Annotated in this window: 19 protein-coding genes; 14 read left to right on the forward strand and 5 right to left on the reverse strand. The window is 46.4% G+C overall.

Annotated features, from left to right (window positions below):
- Window positions 1-38: 38 nt before the first annotated feature.
- Together DLD82_RS06425 and DLD82_RS06430 are read left to right on the forward strand one after the other, a co-directional pair.
- Window positions 39-1,811 (forward strand): thiamine pyrophosphate-dependent enzyme, encoded by a 1,773-nt coding sequence (locus tag DLD82_RS06425; protein ID WP_109940292.1) that lies wholly within the window; start codon window positions 39-41, stop codon window positions 1,809-1,811.
- 284 nt (window positions 1,812-2,095) lie between these two features.
- Window positions 2,096-3,217, forward strand: coding sequence for an ATP-binding protein (locus DLD82_RS06430; protein ID WP_281267991.1), 1,122 nt, complete (start codon window positions 2,096-2,098; stop codon window positions 3,215-3,217).
- 21 nt (window positions 3,218-3,238) lie between these two features.
- Here the strand turns inward: DLD82_RS06430 and DLD82_RS06435 are convergent, their stop codons facing one another.
- Window positions 3,239-3,571 (reverse strand): nucleotidyltransferase family protein, encoded by a 333-nt coding sequence (locus DLD82_RS06435; RefSeq protein WP_219968308.1) that lies wholly within the window; start codon window positions 3,569-3,571, stop codon window positions 3,239-3,241.
- Window positions 3,572-3,618: 47 nt separating this feature from the next.
- On the reverse strand, window positions 3,619-4,050 hold the full coding sequence (locus DLD82_RS06440; protein ID WP_109940294.1) for a hypothetical protein: 432 nt from the start codon (window positions 4,048-4,050) through the stop codon (window positions 3,619-3,621).
- 78 nt (window positions 4,051-4,128) lie between these two features.
- Here DLD82_RS06440 and DLD82_RS06445 point away from each other — a divergent pair, with 78 nt between their 5' ends.
- On the forward strand, window positions 4,129-4,701 hold the full coding sequence (locus DLD82_RS06445; RefSeq protein ID WP_109940318.1) for a cysteine hydrolase family protein: 573 nt from the start codon (window positions 4,129-4,131) through the stop codon (window positions 4,699-4,701).
- A 5-nt stretch (window positions 4,702-4,706) separates the two neighbouring features.
- Here DLD82_RS06445 and DLD82_RS06450 read toward each other — a convergent pair whose 3' ends face one another.
- A complete protein-coding gene (locus DLD82_RS06450; RefSeq protein WP_245920387.1) occupies window positions 4,707-5,303 on the reverse strand; it encodes a YkgJ family cysteine cluster protein in 597 nt (198 codons plus the stop codon).
- A 7-nt stretch (window positions 5,304-5,310) separates the two neighbouring features.
- On the opposite strand from DLD82_RS06450, the gene ilvD reads away from it, so the two are divergent.
- The 5 genes from ilvD (at window position 5,311) to DLD82_RS06475 (ending at window position 10,165) form a co-directional block, all read left to right on the forward strand.
- A complete protein-coding gene (ilvD, locus tag DLD82_RS06455) occupies window positions 5,311-6,960 on the forward strand; it encodes a dihydroxy-acid dehydratase (protein WP_109940295.1) in 1,650 nt (549 codons plus the stop codon).
- 106 nt (window positions 6,961-7,066) lie between these two features.
- The gene (locus DLD82_RS06460; protein WP_109940296.1) at window positions 7,067-8,578 is read left to right on the forward strand and encodes a homocysteine biosynthesis protein; all 1,512 of its coding nucleotides are present in this window, start codon (window positions 7,067-7,069) and stop codon (window positions 8,576-8,578) included.
- Window positions 8,575-8,958 (forward strand): 4Fe-4S dicluster domain-containing protein, encoded by a 384-nt coding sequence (locus tag DLD82_RS06465; RefSeq protein ID WP_109940297.1) that lies wholly within the window; start codon window positions 8,575-8,577, stop codon window positions 8,956-8,958. The genes DLD82_RS06460 and DLD82_RS06465 overlap by 4 nt, the downstream gene beginning before the upstream one ends.
- Before the next feature lie 3 nt (window positions 8,959-8,961).
- A complete protein-coding gene (locus tag DLD82_RS06470) occupies window positions 8,962-9,693 on the forward strand; it encodes a UPF0280 family protein (protein ID WP_109940298.1) in 732 nt (243 codons plus the stop codon).
- A 13-nt stretch (window positions 9,694-9,706) separates the two neighbouring features.
- On the forward strand, window positions 9,707-10,165 hold the full coding sequence (locus tag DLD82_RS06475; protein WP_109940299.1) for a YbhB/YbcL family Raf kinase inhibitor-like protein: 459 nt from the start codon (window positions 9,707-9,709) through the stop codon (window positions 10,163-10,165).
- Between the two features lie 7 nt (window positions 10,166-10,172).
- Here DLD82_RS06475 and DLD82_RS18220 read toward each other — a convergent pair whose 3' ends face one another.
- Both DLD82_RS18220 and DLD82_RS06480 read right to left on the reverse strand, forming a co-directional pair.
- Window positions 10,173-10,385, reverse strand: a complete 213-nt coding sequence (locus tag DLD82_RS18220) for a hypothetical protein (RefSeq protein WP_146199713.1) — start codon at window positions 10,383-10,385, stop codon at window positions 10,173-10,175.
- An 83-nt stretch (window positions 10,386-10,468) separates the two neighbouring features.
- Window positions 10,469-11,722: a PEGA domain-containing protein gene (locus DLD82_RS06480; RefSeq protein WP_109940300.1), complete on the reverse strand. Its 1,254-nt coding sequence runs from the start codon at window positions 11,720-11,722 to the stop codon at window positions 10,469-10,471.
- A gap of 274 nt (window positions 11,723-11,996) precedes the next feature.
- On the opposite strand from DLD82_RS06480, the gene DLD82_RS06485 reads away from it, so the two are divergent.
- The 6 genes from DLD82_RS06485 to DLD82_RS06510 all read left to right on the forward strand — a co-directional run bounded on the left by DLD82_RS06485 (window position 11,997) and on the right by DLD82_RS06510 (window position 19,438).
- Window positions 11,997-13,949, forward strand: coding sequence for a M3 family metallopeptidase (locus DLD82_RS06485; protein ID WP_109940301.1), 1,953 nt, complete (start codon window positions 11,997-11,999; stop codon window positions 13,947-13,949).
- A gap of 513 nt (window positions 13,950-14,462) precedes the next feature.
- Window positions 14,463-15,014 carry a nucleotide exchange factor GrpE gene (locus DLD82_RS06490; protein WP_109940302.1) on the forward strand — a complete coding sequence of 184 codons (552 nt, stop codon included), beginning with the start codon at window positions 14,463-14,465 and terminating at the stop codon, window positions 15,012-15,014.
- A gap of 24 nt (window positions 15,015-15,038) precedes the next feature.
- A complete protein-coding gene (gene dnaK, locus DLD82_RS06495; RefSeq protein ID WP_109940303.1) occupies window positions 15,039-16,874 on the forward strand; it encodes a molecular chaperone DnaK in 1,836 nt (611 codons plus the stop codon).
- A 10-nt stretch (window positions 16,875-16,884) separates the two neighbouring features.
- Complete coding sequence (gene dnaJ, locus DLD82_RS06500) at window positions 16,885-18,024, forward strand: molecular chaperone DnaJ (RefSeq protein ID WP_109940304.1); 1,140 nt, start codon at window positions 16,885-16,887, stop codon at window positions 18,022-18,024.
- Between the two features lie 66 nt (window positions 18,025-18,090).
- Complete coding sequence (locus DLD82_RS06505) at window positions 18,091-18,453, forward strand: response regulator (RefSeq protein WP_109940305.1); 363 nt, start codon at window positions 18,091-18,093, stop codon at window positions 18,451-18,453.
- Between the two features lie 31 nt (window positions 18,454-18,484).
- Window positions 18,485-19,438 (forward strand): methyltransferase domain-containing protein, encoded by a 954-nt coding sequence (locus tag DLD82_RS06510; protein ID WP_109940306.1) that lies wholly within the window; start codon window positions 18,485-18,487, stop codon window positions 19,436-19,438.
- Window positions 19,439-19,482: the final 44 nt, after the last annotated feature.

Consider the following 19,482-nt stretch of genomic DNA (forward strand, 5'->3'; position numbering starts at 1 on the left):
CACAACATTGAAACAACTGTATTGATAATGAGGAGATCATGGCCATATGGAAATGCAAAATCTGCGGATATCTCTATCAGGAAAAATACGGGGATCCTCAGACAAATGTCCCCCCGGAGACACCATTCACCAAACTTCCAGAAACATGGCTTTGTCCGGTATGCCATGCAGAAAAACGTGCATTTGAACTAATGCAGCCTATCGAACAGGAAACATCCTCTCTTCCCACCGTATCAGAAGTATTAATTCAAAATCTTGTCCATTTTGGCATCACTGATTATTTTGGAGTTCCTGGAACCAGTAGTCTTGGAATTATTGATGCCATTCGTAAAAACAATAATACCCGGTTTTTTCTGTTCCGTCATGAAGAGAATGCTGCAATGGCAGCTTCTGCGTACAATAAACTAACGGGAAAAATCGCAGCATGTGTGACGATTGCAGGACCCGGGGCTACCAATCTGGCAACCGGCCTGTATGATGCTAAAGAAGACAGGGCATCTGTTCTTTCATTAAACGGGCAGGTTGAGATGCAATATGCAGGTCCTGGGGGTTTTCAGGAGATAGATCAGGATGGCTTTTTCAGACCTATCACAGTTTTCAACAATACAATATATGATAAAAAAATGGCAGCCAGGATATTAACAATGGCAGTACAACATGCTGTTGTCAGAAAAGGAGTAGCCCAGATATCTGTTCCAAATGATATTCAGAAAGAAACGGTTGACCCTGAGTATACTGATATCAGGGGAACAATCCCGTCTTTGATAATCCGGCCGGATAAAAATACCATGGATATAGTAATTAAGGAGATTCATTCAGCAAAATTACCAGTAATTCTTGCCGGATGGGGAGCATTTCAATACCAGGAATTGCTGGTGTCATTTGCCGCAAGAATTGATGCACCAATTCTTTCTACATTCCGTGCAAAAGGAATACTACCTGAGAATCATCCATTGTATGCAGGCATTTTAGGAACAGTCGGATCAGCACAAGCTCGTGAAATGGTGGAACACACCGACCTTCTTATAACACTTGGTGTTGGTTTCTCTAAAATGACCAGGGTTCCTGAAAATCTCAGAATTATTCAGGTTGATAATGATCCTATACGTCTGGGAAAAGGAAAAAATTCTCTCCCGGTTTTTGGAGATGTTGGACAGGTCCTATCAGATCTGCTTTCAAAAATACCACAATCATCCCACTCTACTGCCATGGAACGGACCAGCATAACAAAAACACCGTGGGAAACAGCCCGTAGATCTGAAGCCAGTGACACATCAGTCCCTCTCCGCCCTCCCTATATCATGGAAGTCCTTTCTCAGGAGATCCCGGCAGGAGCGATAATATCCCTTGATGTTGGTGAAAATGGATGGTGGTTTGGCAGAAATTTCAGAATGAACGGCCAGAAATTTATCATGTCCGGATACCTTGCAACAATGGGGTTTGGATTTCCTGGAGCCATCGCAGGAAAAATCGCATGCCCAGATAAACCAGTGTTTTGTATCACAGGCGACGGCGGATTTGCTATGGCAATGGGGGATTTTGTTACTGCTGTAAAATACCACCTTCCTATGGTCGTGATCATTTTAAATAATCATGAACTTGGAATGATCCGGGTTGAACAACAGATTGAGCAATATCCGAACTATGCAACAACTCTTCATAATCCTGATTTTGCCATGTATGCCAAATCCTGTGGAGGTGAAGGAATTTTGGTGAAAAATCCGCATGAACTTGCACCAGCGATAAAATGGGCACTAAGTCAGGATTGTCCGGTTATTATTGATGTTATGACAGATCCGAACAGGTTTTAGAAAATCCCAGATTTTTCCCTATTCATTGAAGAGTAATGCAAACGGTTCAAAACCCACCCTAAATAAAAGCCAACTGGACAATCTGGTGATTTGTCGTAAGGCAATTCCACCATACTTTTATTACTAATAAACAAAAAAAGATTTTTGTTTATTGATAATATATGATAGCTTATCATATCCTTAAAGAAGTAATTGGAGATCAACATTAACGGTTTCTTAATCAGGATCCCGGCATACCCCGGAGAATTGACCCTGAACAGTTCCGGAGCAGAAACAGAATTGTAATCATCTCAGGAGTTCGCAGATCCGGGAAATCCACCTTCATAAAACAATTATCACTTGGATTCCCTTCGTTTTTATATCTGAATGCTGATGATGACCGGCTAATCGGAGCCACCAATGATGACTTAGGATCTCTGCTCCTTATCTGGGAGGAATTATTTCCCGGAGTAAGAACGGTATTTTTAGATGAAATCCAGAATATTCCCGGATGGGAACGGGTTGTTCGAAGGATGCATGATGAAGGATACCGGATTTTTCTGACCGGATCAAATGCACAGATGCTGAGTAAAGAACTGGGAACCCATCTGACCGGGAGATATGTAAGAATTGAATTATACCCTTTCGGATTTGATGAATATTGTACCTTTCATCAATTTACCTGGAATAAAACCGGCATCCATACCACCATTGAATCTGCTGCAGCTCTCCGTCTTTTTTATCAGTTCATTGAAGACGGGGGATTTCCGGAATTTCTAAAAGATCCTGATCCCGAAATATTACGAAGAACCTTTGACGACATTCTGTTTCGTGATATCATCGCCAGATATGCCATTCGTGAAATCAAGGCATTTCGTTTGTTATGCAGATACTTGTATACGAACATGACAAGAGAAGCAAGTCTTACGTCGCTGGCTTCAATTGTTCAGATGAAAAGCCCGGTTTCCCTAAAAAACTGGATTGGATATCTTGAAGATAGTTATCTTATCGGAAGTCTTTCTCCTTTTGAATACTCAATGAAGAAACAACTCTCACGGAACCAAAAATATTATGGGATTGATACAGCACTTCGTAATGCCGTAGCATTCAGATTTTCAGACGACTATGGCCTTCTCCTTGAAAACATCGTGTGGCTGGAACTATGCAGAAGAGGGTATGAATTATACTGGCTTAAAGGACAATACGAATGTGATTTTATCGTCGTCGAGCAAGGGAGAGTATGTATGGCAATCCAGGTATGCTGGCACCTCTCTGATGAAAATAAAAAAAGGGAGTACGATGGAGTTATTGAGGCATATAATATGTTTCCAGGTTCAAATGGCTATATATTGACACTCCATCAGGAAGAACAACCAGCTGAAAATATCAGGGTAATGCCGGTCTGGAAATGGATACTTGAACAGTGAGTTTGAGAGAGAAATGTTGTATCATCCATAAACCCATATCACCTCACGCTCTACATAGGGTCTCATGTGTAGAGAGAGTCCCTTTACAGTTACAAGATCTACAAAGCGACCGAAAATCTCCTCCAATTCATCTGCAAGGTTAATATATCTCCGATATATCCCTTTTTCAGGAGTTAAATCCACGAGGATATCTATGTCACTATCAGATGTATCTTCTCTCCGGCTGACAGAACCAAAGATGCCGAGCCTTGTCACTCCATAATTTCTCTTCATCTCTTCTATGTGAGAATTTAGTTTTGAAAGAACAAATGGAAGAGAAGAATGAGAACTCTCGTTCATTATGATATTCATCATTCTCCATCCATATTACAGTATCGAAAACCTAATCGTTTGAACCTACATTACTCATTATATAACAGGGTAAACGGCTCAAACAGTAGTTTTATACTCTCAACCCCTTCAAGCCCTGCCGGACCAATAAAAGCGGTCGGGGCCATCAGGTTTTTCTGCTTATATTCTTTCATATAATCCTCGAACATCAGTTTATTTGTTGTATTAAGATGGAGATCATAGTACTCAATATCAATCTCCGGATATTTTTTTTCAAAATCACCAAGATATTTCATCGCATCCTCGCAGGTTTCACAGATAGTGTCATGAAATACGATTACCGATCCGGTTTTGGGATATTCTTCAAACCGTTCCAGGATTTCATCTTTTGAGAGAGAGGAACTATAGAGGGTACCATCTGAAAAGAATACCCGCTCTGCGGTTATCGGGGTTGTAATGATGATGAAAAATAAAAGGATCGTACCGATCCTGAGGGAAACCATACTCAGTATTTCTCATCGTAAGTATGTAAGATTGCTGAGAGAATAGCCATTATATGGATGGAACCTAACCGATATACCATGAAAAAACCAGCTCTCCTCATCATCGACATGCAAAATGACTTTGCATCCAAAAAAGCAGTCCTCCCGGTTGCCGGAGCAGAAAATGTCATTAGCCCATTAACGCAGGTTCTTTCAGAATTCAGAGCCCGAAACCTTCCAATCTTTCACGTTGTCCGGGTCCACCACCCGGATGGATCTGACGTGGAATGGTTCAGGGCTGAAAAATTCAAATCTACGCCATTTGCAGTAAGAAGGACACCCGGAGCCGATGTCATTGACGAACTAAAGCCAAAGCCCGGAGAATACCTGCTTGAAAAAACCCGGATGAGTGCATTCATCGGAACCGGACTGGACCTGACCCTCCGGACTCTTGGAATAGAGATTGTTGTCATTGCAGGAATCCAGACCCCGAACTGTATCAGGACCACGGTATTTGATGCCATGGCATATAATTACGAGACGGTCCTTGTAAATGATGCAACAGGGGCACAGACCAGGGAGATCCATGAGGCAAATGTCCTTGACATGAAAAATATTGGCGTTACAGTCATCAACGCACCGGACCTGGCTAACTGGCTCGATTCTATATAGACAGGTTATTCTGTCCGGTACCCGTGGGTTTTAAAAAACCCGGAGAGCCATGAATCACGCTCTTCATCACTCGCAGGAAGATCTGATACACATGATTCATACAACGCACGAAGTCCGGAATCGTTCGAATGAAGAGCTCCCATCCCGGTGATATACCCGACCATGGTATCACCGGAATAAACTCTGACCGCTACACACCGGTAAATCTTACACTGGGCAGGACTTGTGTTATGGATGGTGCAGACGATCCGGTCATCTCCTGCCGGACGCAAAAAAGGACAGGCATGGGGATGTAAAGCGGAGAAATCCCGATTATTAAATATATTCCGTTTGTCCTCATCCACAACAGCCTGAAACGGAGTATTGGTGGAAACACAGGAACAGGCGTAGGTGTATGGTCCGGTCTGCTCCTCGATAACGATATAGTCACCTAAGTATATGCAACATTGACCACATTGTGTGCAGGTAAAGACCATGATCAGTATTGGTCGCACCGGTTTATGCACCATGTGGTTGTACGTATCCGGATAGGTGGTGCAGGTGATGAAATTTTTTGCACCACCATCCTTTCCTTTATCTTCTGGTCGGCCCAATCTGTTCATGAGTATCATGCGGAGTGATGAGGTCAAAACCGGATACGCCCGGGCACCGAACCGGTCGCTTATCAGATCTCTCGGGATTGATGAGAGTGAGATGAACCAGCCGTTCATCGGGATTGCAAACTCCTGGAATACCATCGTCCCCGGTCACATGCACCTTCGAAACCTGGGAGAGAGGGTTCGCGAGGGAATTGCTGCCGGAGGCGGGACGGCATTTGAATTTAATACCATCGGGATATGCGACGGTATCGCCATGGGACACGAAGGAATGCGGTATTCACTCCCTTCACGGGAAAATATTGCAGATTCTGTGGAACTCATGATCCAGGCACACAAATTCGACGGTATTGTCTGTGTATGCACCTGTGACAAGATTGTTCCCGGAATGCTCATGGCAGCGGCAAGGTGCAATATTCCGGCAATAGTGGTTACCGGTGGAAACATGCTCCCCGGTCATTATCATGGCTGCGAACTATCCCTGACCGATGTATTTGAGGGAGTCGGAAAGGTTGCCGGTGGAAAAATGACCGAGGAGGAACTACATGAACTGGAAGCTGCAGCAATGCCAGGATGCGGATCATGTCAGGGCCTTTATACCGCAAACACGATGGCCTGTATGACCGAGGCAGTCGGCATGTCTCTTCCCGGATGTGCAGCAACACCGGCAGTTTATGCAGAAAAACTCCGGCTTGCATACCGATCAGGAAAACGTATCTGTGATCTGGTGAAAAAGCAGGTCCTTCCCCGTGATATTATCACTCCGGCAAGTCTTCGCAATGCCATCAGGGTGGACATGGCTCTTGGCGGATCCACAAACACCGTCCTCCATCTGATGGCCATCGCAACCGAAGCAGGCGTTCCCTTTTCTCTGCAGGAATTTAACGTCATATCCGGCCAGGTGCCCCATATCGCCTCCATGATGCCCGGAGGCCCGCATTCAATGGAAACCCTGCATCATGCCGGAGGAATCCCGGCGGTTTTCAGACAGATTAAAAAGTATCTGGAGAATTGTGAGACGGTTTCCGGAATGGACACATATTCTATCGCCAATGCAGTCAGGTATGTGAATAAAGAGGTTATCAGACCACCTGAATCACCGGTTCATGCAAGCGGCGGCCTTATGATTCTGACCGGAAACCTGGCTCCAGGCGGTGCGGTCATAAAAAGTGGTGCGGTCCAGGACGAGATGTGGAAACACACCGGTCCGGCACGGGTCTTTGATGGTGAAGCCGATGCCATGAAAGCCATCCTTGAACGGCAGATAACCGAAGGAGACGTAGTGATTATCAGGTACGAAGGACCAAAAGGCGGACCAGGTATGCCGGAAATGCTCTCTCCAACCTCCGCTCTTGTCGGTCTTGGATACAGCAGAGTTGCCCTCATCACCGACGGGCGGTTTTCAGGTGGTACCAGAGGGCCCTGTATCGGACACGTATCTCCGGAAGCTGCAGTAGGAGGCCCCATTGCCTTTGTCAAAGAGGGAGACAGCATCTCAATCGATCTCCATACAAAGAGTATCGAACTCGGGGTCAGTCCGGACGAACTTGAAAAGAGAAAGGCTGGATGGAAACCGACACAAAGACCACTCACCAGTGTCCTTTCACGGTATGCTGCAGCAGTAGGTCAGGCAGATGTTGGTGCAGTACTACTGCAGAAGTAAATCGGGTATTTACACTTCTTTCTTTTTTTAAATAATCCGGAGAAGAACCACTCCGGTGTCAAAACCCACATCTATAATTTCTTTCACCTCCTAACAGGTGATCATTATGGAAAAGTCCATCGATGAGATCAACCGGCGTATACGTGACGGTTCAGCCCGGGTGGTCACTGCCGATGAGATGCCGGACATCGTTGCCGAGCTCGGAGAGGAAGGAGCACTGAGAGAGGTGGATGTTGTAACCACCGGAACATTCGGGGCTATGTGTTCCTCCGGAGCATTTTTAAACTTTGGTCATGCCGAACCACCGATAAAGATGGAACGGCTCTGGCTCAACGATGTTGAAGCATACGGCGGCATTGCAGCAGTGGATACCTACATCGGTGCGACAAACAAGTCAGTTACCAGGATGGAAAGTTACGGGGGTGCCCATGTTATCGAGGACTTTATTTCAGGAAAGTCTGTTGAACTTCGTGCCCAGTCTTCAGGATCTGACTGTTATCCCCGGAGAAGTATCACCACCGAAATCAGGCTGGAAGATTTAAACCAGGCCATCATGGTCAATCCGCGAAATGCCTACCAGCGATACGATGCAGCAGTGAACACCTCAGAAGATACCCTGTACACGTACATGGGAACCCTGCTGCCTCACAGTGGAAATGTTTCATTTTCAGGGGCCGGAACATTAAATCCGATATCTAATGATCCAAACCTCCGGCTTATTGGAAGTGGTGTCCCAATCCTTCTCGGTGGTGCACAGGGAATGGTTGTGGGTGAAGGAACACAGCACTCGTCAGCAGGGAACTTTGCAACCCTGATGACCACTGCAGATATGACAGAAATGAATACCGACTTCCTCCGGGCAGGGTTCATGTACAGGTACGGGCCTACCCTGTATCTCGGGATTGGAATTCCTCTGCCGGTTCTTGACATTGAGACCGTCAGGAAGACTGCAGTAAGGGACGAAGATATCACGGTTAGTATCAGGGACTATGGTGTTCCGTCACGGAGCAGACCGGTTATCAGGCAGGTAAGTTATGCGGAACTGAAATCCGGAACCATCGAACTGAATGACGAGGAGGTTAAAACATCCTCTCTCTCTTCATACCGCCGGGCAAAAATGGTCGCAAATACCCTGAAAAACTGGATTGAAGAGGGTCATATGACCATGTGTCTCCCGACCAGGTATATTGACCCGTCAAAACAGGCAAAACCTATGAGGGAAACCAGGAAAATGGTTCTTGTTCAGGAGATTATGCAGCGACGGGTGGTCACTATCAAGGAAGATCAGGATATCACGGATGCAGCAAAAAAACTCCTGAAAGGAGAAACGAACCATCTGCCGGTCCTCAATGAAGAGGGAAGACTGACCGGTGTTGTTACGACATTTGACATCGCAAAAGCAGTTGCACGTCCGGAACGAAAGGTAAAGGTTCAGGATGTCATGACAAGAAACGTGATTACCACACTGGTTGATGAACCGATTGATATTGCTGCACAAAAGATGGAACATCACCGGATTAGTGCCCTTCCGGTAGTCGATGCACAAAACCAGTGTATTGCAATACTCCATGCAAGCGATTTAGGGAAACTGTTCAAACCCGGAGGCAGCCGGCCATGAAACTTCTTGTCAGACTGTACCATGAGAGCAGACCGATAATTGCCCAGGTAGTAAAGGATACCGGCATTCTTATCAATGTAGACCGGGCACGATCTGATGCTCACGAAGGAGAAGAAGCCCTGGTTGATGTGCCGGATGAACATTGCATACTGATAAGTGAACGGATGCGAAGCCTTGGTGCGGAGGTCAGGATCCTTGAAGAAGGAATCAGGCATGATGATGATGAGTGTGTAGACTGCGGAGCCTGTATCTCCATCTGCCCCAAAGGGGTCTTTTATTTTGATGATGAATGGAAACTGCAGGTCAATACGAAAAAATGCATTCTCTGTGGCAGATGTATTATCAGTTGTCCGCACTCGGCCCTCTCCCTCAGTTATTAAGGGATGACCATCCGTTACCATTTTGAACTCAGGGAAACAATCGCAACAATTCTCGCCGATAACGAAGAGGTTATTCAGGCAGCATCCATGGGGATGAGAACTGCAAGGTCTGAACTCGAACGTTATCTTGTCCGGGATCCCTTTTTTGGTACCAGTTATGAACCGGTACAGGTTCCGGACCATCCCATTATTGCACGAAGAATGGCACAAGCAGCAGAAAAGGCAGGAGTGGGGCCGATGGCAGCGGTTGCCGGAGCTGTTGCAGAACATGGTGTTGCAGCAGCACAAAAAAGCGGTGCCTCATTTTGTGTTATTGACAACGGAGGAGATATTGCCCTGATAACCGACCGTCCAGTCCGGATAGGAATATATGCAGGAGAATCTCCGTTATCCGGAAAATATGCCTTTGTTATCAGACCAACTGATGAGATTTATGGGATCTGCACATCATCTGCCACGGTCGGTCATTCTTTTTCTTTTGGCACAGCAGACAGCGTCACGGTTTTTTCTTCTGATCCCATCCTTGCAGACGCTGTGGCAACAGCGGTATGTAATGTCCTGACCATTTCAGATAAATCCTGCCTGGATGAACTTGATACTGAAATTGACGGAGTTTATGCGATATTTAATGATACCAGTATAATCTGGGGTGAGGTCCCGCCCCTGGTCCGGGCAGAAAAAAGGGATGATCTCATCACCACCGGAGGCTTAGGTTTTTTTACCAGGGAATCATAATGAGACATCTGGTATGCCAGTAATAACCCCTATTGTCGTCACCCTGGACTTTCTTGAATTCCCCCCGGGATATACCTGCAGGGGAGAAGACAGGACACCGGCACTAAATATTTCAAACCTCACTGCAAAGTCCCTTGCAATCATGGTTTTCAATCCGTTTATTAAATCCTGCTGTTCTTTTTCGACCTGGCTTATATGGAATATCCCTGCAATGGCAAGAATTCCGGAGGGTTTTCCAAAAGAGCCTGTCGTTACCAGACCGGTTTCAGCAGTACAGGGAAAAAATGATTATGGAACCATCGGGTATCACGGACCATGCCCGTTGGATGGAGAGATGCATCGGTACCAGTTCAGAGTCTATGGACTGGATACATTTCTGGACCTTCCTCCAGGATCGAGAAAGGATGACCTTATTCATGCAATGCAGGGTCACGTCGTCCAGTATGGGGAGACGGTTGCCCTGGCACGATGAGAGTTGGTTAAATTTTTACTGAAATTTTCGGAACTTTTACTGAAGATGCAGAAACATTCCCATTAATTCCAGTATTCTGGAGATCTCTTACCGGACATTTCCAGAACGGATACGGGCATTCACGATTACTTTTCTCTTCTGAACATACCGGCATTCCATGTATGTACCAGAGGTACAGGCAGTGTGGCCTGTTAGAGTGCTTCCCAGTGGTTCCTGTCACAATACACCGACTTCCTACAGTTATCAGTAGTATATTTTTTTCAGGGCTTTTAGAAGTTACGAATAATTCAATCGAAAAATTTTTTAATTGGGACGAGATTTCAGTACTAGTATCCCTCCGATAAGAAGAGCAATACAAAGAATCCCACCTGAAAGCCCGGCTCTGGTCGGTTCAGGCTGAGGTGGCTGAGTAGGATTGGGCGTTATGACCTGAGTCAGGGGAGGAGCAGGAGAAAGCACGGCTGAGATACTTACCGCCTGCTTTTGAGAGATATCAACCTTGCAGACATAATCTGTATACCCCTCCTTTCTTACCAGAAGAGAATGGGTTCCGGCTGAAACGGTGCTCAGCACAACCGGTGATACCCCCCGGTATTCATTATCAAGGTAAACCCCGGCTCCTGAAGGTTCAGACTGGACTGATATTGATCCGGATTTCGAGTAGGTTTCTCCAATCCTGACCATATCTGCATCAATATAGACCGTCCTGCCTCTCGATACATAGACATCTTCATAATAGTCGTAATATCCGGAGTATTTGAGACGAATCGTATAGGTTCCGGGCCTGATGTTTTCGAGAGTCCGGTACCCGGAGTAGGGGGTGTAGCCCCTGAAGGAATTATCCACGTAGATTTCTGCCTGATGGGGAGTACTTGCAATCTTCAGTACTCCATCAACGTAATAATATGAAGAATACCGGCAGTCATAATCATCAGGGTCATAATATGACGGACGATAATACTTTTTATCGTAGTAATACCGGTCGTCATAATCACGGTCACGGTGATCATAATAATGGTAGACCACAGATGGTTCCTGGTACCGGGGCTCGGGATAATAAACCCGGGGCTGTTGAGTTGGAGTTGGTTCAGGAGCAGGAGTATAGATAGGATAATACGGCTCTGCAGTCCCAGGATCCTGCGGACTGACCGGTGTTATCACCACCGGGTTTCCGGTCGGATAGGGAGCAGGGGAAGGAGGATTGGACGGATAATATGGCTCTGCAGTTCCCGGATCCTGATAACTCCCGACAATCTCGTTATTTCCAATTGATATGGGTGGATTGTTCGAAGGAGAGACAGAAATTTCCTGGTTGTCAGGTGAGACCGGAATCTGCACCGGTCCGGACCCGGGGCCTATCTGAATCATTTCTCTCCCTGTCTCCGAATTTTCCTCCACCAGCGGGATATTTGTCGGGTAAAAAGGCTCTGCTGCCCCATAGTCCTGCATACCCATCATGTTCATCTGACCTCCGTCGCCGGGATTTTGTGCACAGGCTAATCCGGCAAGGATACCGATGCAGATAAAAAACCCGATTATATGAAATATTTGTTTCATGGTCACCAGACCTCCCCTTAATTAGTCAGGCCATGCCTCCATGACCCGAAGAATGAAATAACAATATGATAGACTTCAATCACTATAATGGTCTTGATCTCAGGGAAAAAGAGAAAAAAGGTACAGTTCATAATCAGTGAAATACGAAAGAGACACCATATCAGCAATGTCACAGATTGAGGGGTAAAACCGAGGTTATGTCTATGTCGACAAGATTTTCGTCCATCCTATCTCATAGTAAAATCTGGCGGGTAATTCTCACCGGACCAAAGGAATGATCAGATACCGCGAAAGTCATCAAAAATCCTGGCACATGATTTCTTTCAAGCAGACGACCTCCATAGTACTTCTTTTTGTGCTGATGATTCCCTTGTGCATTGCATGTTATGGGGATGACGTCGATGAAACAGAGAATAAAAGCAACTCTCTACCTTCATATTTCATCCCCTTCACCAGGGAATCAATCGAAGATGATGTAAATGACACCATAGACCGGACAAATGGATTGATCCAGGAGATATGCGATGTTCCAGAAGATGACCGGAATGAAACAAACACCATCATCGCATTTGATTCTGCCCTTTCAGAGATGGACACACATTTGCTTAAATACCAGGCTCTTTTGGGGCTGTACCCGGATGATGACCTCCGGACGGCTGCTGAAACTGCAGCACAAAAACGAAATGACCTTATCAGAACCATTGCAGAGGATGAATACCTGTATCAGTGTATCAAAAAGACAAAGCCGGCGACCACATATGGCAGATGGCTGTATGAACAGGAATTAACCTTCTTCAGACTGGGCGGCGTCGGAAAAACTCCGGAAGAAAAAGAAGAACTGAAACATCTGCATCAGGAGCTTGAATTACTGGACGGACAGTACCTGGAAAATATCAGGGATAATAGGCCGGTCAGTGAAAACCTGCAGATACTAACAAAATCTGCAGTAATCCGCAGTACTATTGCGAACCGTTCAGGCTATGATACCTGGACAAACCTGGTCACCGAAAGCCAGGGATCAGGCATGATGAATTTTGAAATTAATAATTTCCTGAACACCACCACCCCCCAGGTTCAGGAGGTGGTAAAACCCATGATGGCTGAACTCCTGACCCTGAAACAGGAGACATACCCGGATGCCAGCAGAGTCTATGATTTTGAAATCGGGCAGTTGATCAAAAAACACGGAGAACCTGCTCTGTCCGGGGAGGACCGGACTCATTCCATACCTGCAGAATTACTCTTCACCCGGACACTTGCCACAATATCCTGTCTGCTTGGAGTAAAAACAGAAAAGATACAAGAAGCCGTTACCTATGCACCGGATGTCACATTATACCAGGTCTTTTTGCCCGGAACAGACCAGACCATCGGATGGTTTTACCTGGATCTTTCAGACCGTCCGGGAAAAAGCAGCCAATGGCTTACTGTTCTTATTCACACCGGATGGAAGAGTGAGGCAGCAGCGGATCCGGTCTTCATTCTGAGCGGGACACTCAGAAATACCTCTGCCGGACCCGAATTCGGCGATGAAGAACTGACCCTCTTCTTCCACGAGTTAGGTCACCTCTATACCCGTATGCTGGCCGGGACCAGTACATCAGATATACCGGCAGTACTTCCGGTTGAACTCACCGAGACCCAGTCACGGTTCTTTGAACTCCTTCCATGGACTCCGGAGTTCCACTCACTTCTGTTCAATCCGGAAGGGGGTACTTCGGTAAGAAAAATCTCCAGGAATGGCTATTCGCCCCCTTCAGCACATGATCCCAAGTCTTATGAGTATCAATGGTTTCTTGCCAGGGATACCATCATAGCAGCACTCGACTTTAAAATAGCCGGAGCATCAGATAACGTGCGATTCGGGGAATGGTATACTGATATCTATACCAATACTACCGGAATACCCCCCAGTGACCAGGGAGGATACCTGCTCACGCACCCACATTTCTCCGGTAGTACAGCAGGCACGTACTGGATCTATCCGGCGGGTGATATGTTTGCCAGAGATATATATCAGAGGTTTCAGGAGGAGGGTTTTCTGAACAAAACCACATGGAATGATTTCATATCAAAGGTTATCCGGCCGGAAAACCAGGACATGACAGCGGAAGAAAGAATCAGGAATTTTTCTAAAGAGAGAGGAGAAATAGAGAATATTCGAGACTCGCAGATTGAGAATTCACCAGTTTATAAATGGCGTTACGTTCCCCGGTGTATCTTATAACCCATAACATCGGTATCAGTTTACCTGCACGTACCTTTTTGAGTGTTCCGATATTGTTCTGAACCCCTTTATTTCCACTGGAGCGCGAATAATTTCAGAGGATAATTCAAATTTAAACAACTAATTTCGGGATTTACAAAAATCAAATCGAATCATTTATCTATAGAAAATCCGGAGTATACGGGTGCCACATATCTGCTCACTCTCACCGCAGATTAAAACTATTATGGCTGATTTTCAGAATAAAATTCCTTTGGAAAAAAGATAACCGGTTTTTTGGGTTCAATCCTGCGCGTTAAGCGGTACCCGTTTTGATCCGATCCCTGACACAACACTAACCTGAAGTTACTAAAAGGAGCAGAACGGTAAACCAAATTATTCGGCATAAAATTTATTTTTAACGCCGAATAGAGAATTATTTTAACGGATAAGGTGATAGTTTAATTAGAGGCGGATGTTGCATTTGGATAAAATATATATAGAACCACATTACAACAATAATGGTGAACCTCTATGAACGACTCCGCAGATACTCCGAATGAGCAGAAATCAGAAATGAATCAGGAAGATGGAGGAAACCTGATTCCGGAAGGATCACCTCCGGAAGAAGAAAAATCCCCATTAGAACTGTTAAAAGCAGAATATGATGAACTCAATGAAAAATATCTGCGGCTTGCAGCTGACTTTGAAAACTTTCGAAAACGATCTGTCCGGGATGTTGAGCAACGAATCACACAGTCCCTTGGCCAGTTTGCCAAAGACATGCTGGAAGTTGCTGACAGCCTTGACCGTGCCATCCAGGCCGAGGGCGGATCTCATGAGGGGCTGACCCAGATTCAGAAACTACTGGTCCAGGTGATGAAAAGACAGGGAATTGAATCTTACGAATCAGTAGGGGAAAAATTTGACCCGACCCGTCACGAAGCGATTGCAATGATTCCGTCTCCTAAAGAAGAGGGCATCATCTGCGATCAGGTCTGCAGAGGATACTGCCTGAAGGACAAGATAATCCGTCCGGCCCAGGTAGTAGTCTCCCAGGGTAGCGTTTCAGAAGAACGACATTAACATTCATATTAAGGAACTAAAATCATGGCTAGCGAAAAAATTCTTGGTATCGATCTTGGAACAACGAACTCCTGTATGGCAATTATGGAAGGAGGAAAGGCAGTCGTCATCCCGAATGCTGAGGGTGGCCGGACAACCCCTTCAGTAGTTGCGTTTACTAAAGAAGGAGAGCGGCTTGTCGGAAGCCTTGCAAAACGTCAGGCAATTACCAATCATCAGAATACCGTCATATCAGTAAAACGTGATATGGGAACTGCAAAAAAGATTGAGATCTCAGGAAAGAACTTTACTCCCCAGGAAATCTCTGCAATGATCCTGCAGAAGATGAAGACGGATGCCGAAGCATACCTTGGAGAGGAGATAAAAAAAGCAGTCATCACCGTTCCGGCATACTTTAACGATGCACAGCGTCAGGCAACCAAGGATGCAGGAACCATCGCGGGACTTGAAGTTCTTCGTATCATCAATGAACCAACCGCATCCGCCCTTGCATATGGTATTGACAAAGAAGAGGATCACACCGTTCTGGTCTATGACCTTGGTGGCGGAACCTTTGATGTTTCCATCCTGACTCTTGGAGACGGAGTCTTTGAAGTAAAAGCAACCTCCGGTAACAACCATCTTGGTGGAGATGACTTTGACAAGCGTATCATCGATTTCCTGGTCACCGAGTTCAAGAAGAAAGAGGGCATAGATCTCACAAAAGATCCGATGGCAATGCAGCGTCTTCGTGATGCAGCGGAAAACGCAAAAATCGAACTTTCACAAAAGCAGAAGACAAATGTCAACCTGCCATACATCACCACCGACCAGTCAGGTCCGAAGTTCCTGGACATTGACCTTACCAGGTCACAGTTCGAACAACTGGTATCTGACCTTGTTGAGAACACCATCGGGCCGGTAAAGCAGGCACTCTCCGATTCCGGAATGAAAGCATCCGAGATTGACCGGGTTCTTCTCGTCGGTGGATCGACAAGAGTCCCCCTCGTCCAGCAGAAAGTAAAAGATTTGCTTGGAAAGGAACCGGATAAGGGAATTAACCCTGACGAATGCGTCGCAGTCGGTGCAGCTATCCAGGGAGGAGTGCTTGCCGGTGACACAAGCGATATTGTGCTCCTTGATGTAGCCCCGCTGACCCTCTCAATTGAGACGCTCGGAGGCATTGCAACCCCCATCATCGACCGGAACACAACCATCCCAACCAAGAAGAGCCAGATCTTCTCTACCGCCGCAGACAACCAGACCTCTGTTGAGATCCATGTTGTCCAGGGTGAGAGAAAACTCGCAAATGATAACTTTACCCTTGGAAAGTTCATGCTGACTGGTATTCCTCCGGCACCCCGGGGTATTCCGCAGATTGAGGTTACCTTTGATATCGATGCAAACGGTATCATCCATGTGGCGGCAAAAGACCTTGGAACCGGAAACGAACAGACCATCACCATCAAGGGAAGCAAGAAACTCTCCGATGATGAGATTAACCGGATGGTTGACGACGCCAAGAAGTTTGAGGAAGAAGACAACAAGAAGAAAGAAGAGATTGAGATCAGAAACAACGCAGATATGGCAGTCTTCTCCGCTGAAAAACTTCTGAAAGAGAGTGAAGACAAGATAGAAGAAGAAGACAAGACCAACATCCAGGACCAGATTACCAAGATGAAGACTGCTCTTGAAGGAACCGATTCAGAGGCAATCAAGAAGCAGATGGAAGAACTCACTGAAGCGGTGTTCAAAGTAACTACCAAGATCTATCAGAAGGTCCAGGCAGAACAGGCAGCACAGAAGACTGAAGGTGCAGATTCATCCTCTGCACCGGATGACAATGTCGTTGATGCTGACTTTACCGAGAAGAAGGAGTGAGATTTAACGAATGGCTGCGGGAGATTACTACGATATCCTTGGCGTGTCCCGCAATGCCGATGATACCGAGATAAAGAAAGCATATCGGGGCCTTGCGAGAAAATTTCACCCAGACGTCAATAAGGATCCGGGAGCAGAAGACAAGTTCAAAGAGATAAACGAGGCATATAGTGTCCTTTCTGATGCACAGAAGAGGCAGCAGTATGATCATATGGGACATGATGCCTTCACAAATGCTTCAAAAGGATCCTACGGCGGAGGCGGGTATGGCGGCGGGTTCAACGCTGACTTCTCCGGATTCGGAGACATTTTCGATTTCGCAGGAGATATCTTTGGGGGTTTTGGGAGACAACGCGGCCCGAGACGCGGCGACGATCTTCTCATGCGGTTTGAGATAACTCTCAAAGATGCCGTGTTTGGTGCAGACCGTGATATCGAAGTGATGCATGCCGAAGCATGTTCCACCTGTGACGGCACCGGATCAGAGACGAAGAAGACAAAAAACTGCCCGAAATGCGGGGGGTCCGGCCAGGTAAGGCAGGCAACACAGACCCCCTTTGGAAATTTTGTCAGACAGTCCACCTGTGATATGTGCCATGGCAAGGGAAAAGTTGCCGAGAAGCCCTGTGGAAAATGTAAGGGAACCGGCCATGAAAAGATAAAACGAAAGGTATCGGTTCACATTCCACCCGGCGTTGACACCGGAATGCGACTTCGTCTTGAGGGATATGGAGAAGCGGGAGATCATGGTGCTCCGAACGGTGACCTCTACATCGAAATCCATGTCAAACCAGAACCTAGGTTCCGCCGTGACGGGGATACCCTCCTGACAAAGATACATGTGACACCAGCCCAGGCAATCCTTGGAACAACCGTGGAAGTCATCACCATAGACACCAGACACCTTGAAATAAAAGTCCCTGCCGGAACACAGGGAGGAAAGAAACTGCGGGTTGCCGGTGAGGGTGTCAGAAAGCGGGGACGACCAGGAGATCTCCTCGTTGAAGTGGAAGTCGTCATCCCGAAGCATGTATCCGGAGAGATAAAAGAACTCTATGAAAAAATCCTTGAACTGGAAGGCGGAAAATCCGCATCAGGACAGGGAAATAATGAAAAGAAAGGGTTTTTTGAATCCATCCTGGGAGGGTGATTTTTTTACCCCCCTCCGTACAGTAACACAACACTTAATTGTTTTTGCAGGAAATGTACAAAGTACATGGCGCGGATCCTCCTTGTTGATGATGCAGGTTACATGAGGCGGCTTGTTGGTATCATGGCCACCAAAGGAGGTCACGAAATAGTTGGAGAAGCCGAAACCGGTCAGATTGCAATAGATCTCTATAAGACGACCAAACCCGATCTGGTAATTCTTGATATCCTGATGCCTGATATGAACGGGCTTGAAGCATTAAGAAAGATAAGAGAGATGGACCCGGATGCACGGGTTCTCATGTGCACCGCTTCAGAACAGTCATCGCATGTACAGGAAGCACTCTCTCTTGGTGCAAAGGGGTATATTGTGAAACCTTTCACAAAAGAAGCAATCCTGAGTACAATCGAGAAAGCTTTTACTGACTGATTCTTTTATTTCATTTTTTTAAGGAGACTGCTTGAAACTCATTCTGGAATTGTCAGGTGAGCATCCGGAGATCCCCTATGCTGAAGTAGCAGCAATTCTGCCGGTTTCTCATCACAGCACCCAGGTTTTGATTACTGAAGCTCCGGACACTACAATCATTGACAGGTTTTCATACACCCATCTTGCCATGCGGTATATCGGGGAGTGTGATGCAGACAAAGACTCATTTGTCCGGATGCTTGAAGGGCTTGCATTACACAGTGACAGACCATTCTGCGGCAGGATAAAAAAGATGGTAGATCATGGGATGAATACCCCGTCTGCTGATCTTGAACGACTTATCGGATACCACATCTCCGGGCAGGTCTCTGTCTCATCGCCGGAACGGGTGTTCAGAGTAATCATAGCAGAAGGGCGCTGTTATCTGGGAGAGGTGCTCTGGGAGATAGACCGGAACCCGTACCACATGAGAAAACCCGGAAACCGCCCCTTTTTTCATCCGGGTGTCATGATGCCGAGAATGATCCGGGCCCTTGTCAATATCTCCGGAGCACTGCCCGGGGAATGGATACTGGATCCCTTCTGCGGGACCGGGGGAACGCTCATCGAAGCCGCGATAATCGGGTGCCATGGGATTGGAACCGATGCAGATCATGAGATGATCACCGGGTGCAGAATGAACCTTCCGGCCGCAATGGCAGGAGTGGCAGATGCACGCCATCTCCCGTTCCCTGATGGGAGTATTGATCACGTGGTATCCGACCTTCCATACGGGCAATCGGTGGTCATTATCGGGTCCGGACTCACCGACCTGTATCTTGACTCACTGAGGGAGATTAAAAGAATAGTAAAACCAGGTAAAAAGTCAGTTCTGGTGACTCACCAGGACATCCGGCCCCTGGCTGAACGATTTTTCTCCATTGCCGGATTTTATGAACAACGAGTTCATAAAAGCCTGACCAGAAGAGTCCTGATCGTCCAATAAGTATCAGGTATACTCTTTAAGCAAGAAAAGAAATCTCTACAAAG

Origin of the sequence: Methanospirillum stamsii (assembly GCF_003173335.1) — an archaeon.
Classification (GTDB): Archaea; Halobacteriota; Methanomicrobia; order Methanomicrobiales; family Methanospirillaceae; genus Methanospirillum; species Methanospirillum stamsii.